The 1378-nt window shown below is 66.0% G+C and carries 1 protein-coding gene; it reads right to left on the bottom strand.

Annotated elements, in window-relative coordinates; all coding sequences use genetic code 11:
* Positions 1-23 precede the first annotated feature (23 nt).
* Entirely contained in the window at positions 24-1367 is a 1344-nt protein-coding gene (locus tag IH54_RS0138580) for a non-reducing end alpha-L-arabinofuranosidase family hydrolase (protein WP_052398361.1), read from the bottom strand.
* Positions 1368-1378 lie beyond the last annotated feature (11 nt).

Below are 1378 nucleotides of genomic sequence, written 5' to 3'. Positions count from 1 at the left end.
TCCCCGGGGGAACCTGACAGAGGTCAGCGCTGCAGGGTGAGCAGGCCCGGGCGCCAGGGGAGTTGGCCGTAGTCGCCGCTCGAACCCTTGGCCATGCCCTGGTAGAGGAACTGGAGGTTGCAGGGGTCGATGGTCATGGTCTGGTCGGGGTTGTTGCGGACCAGGTCGCCGTGGCTGATGTCGTTGGTCCAGGTGGCGCCGCTGTTGGCCTTGCCGGCGAAGGGGTTGCTCTCGCCGGCGGCCTGCGGGGTCCACGAACCGCTGAGGCTGGTGGCGGTGAAGGAGCGGAAGTAGCGCCCGTTGGCGCCCATGGCCTCGACGATCATCAGGTACTGGTTCTGGTCCTTGACCTTGTAGACCTGGACGGCTTCGAAGAGGTTGGCCTGTGTGTCGCTCATGACGGTGGTGTAGGTGGATCCGAAGCTGCCGGGGAAGTTCCCGATCGGCATGCTGGCGCGGTAGATCTTGCCGTTGTCGCCGGCGAAGAACAGGTACATGTTCTGGCCGTCACCGATCAGGGTCTGGTCGATCGGGCCGGTACCCGACCCGGAGATGCTCCCGGTGAACAGCGGCTGAGCCGCGGACCACCCGTTGGGGTTGGTCGGGTCGCTGGAGGTGCGGTACATGAACGGCGACGGGCCCCACTGGTAGGCGAGCACCCAGATGTTCTTCGGCGCGAAGTAGAAGAGGGTGGGCGCCACCGCACCCTGGCTCATCCCGGTCTGCCCGGCCGACGCCATGTCCGACCAGTTCGTGAACGGGCCGAACGCCATCGACCCGTACGACGATGCATTGTGGTTCGTGGCGTAGACCAGGTGCTTGCCGTTGTAGACCACGTTCGTGAAGTCCTTCAGCGAGACCCACCCGTTCGCCGGCTGCGCCAGCGCACCCGTCGAGGACCACCGGTAGGTCGACGGAAGAGTGCACGTCTGACCCGTCGGGGGTGTGGTCGGGGGTGTGGTGGGAGGTGTGGTGGGGGGTGTGGTGGGGGGTGTGGTGGTGACGCCGCCGGTGCAGGTGGTCCCGTTGAGGACGAATGTGGTGGGGACCGGGTTGGTCGCGGTGTAGGTGCCGTTGAAGCCGAAGCTGGTGGAACCGCCGGTGGCCAGGGTGCCGTTGTAGGAGGCGTTGGTCACGGTGACCTGCGTGCTGCTCTGGGTGTAGGTCCCGCTCCACAGCTGGGTGATGCTCTGCCCGGAGGCGAAGGCCCAGGAGAGCTGCCAGCTCGTGATCGGTTCACCCAGATTGGTAACGCTCACATTGGCGCCGAATCCGCCTGGCCACGAGTTCGTGATGCTGTAGTCGACCTGGCAGCCGCTCGCCGCCTGCGCGGACGTCGCCACGAACGAGATTCCTACTGCAGCCAAAGCGGTGGAGA

It is taken from the genome of Streptomyces sp. NRRL F-5123 (genome assembly GCF_000721495.1).
GTDB lineage: Bacteria > Actinomycetota > Actinomycetes > Streptomycetales > Streptomycetaceae > Actinacidiphila.
Note: the sequence above shows the minus strand (reverse complement) of the source record. Positions and strands in the feature narration are given on the sequence as shown.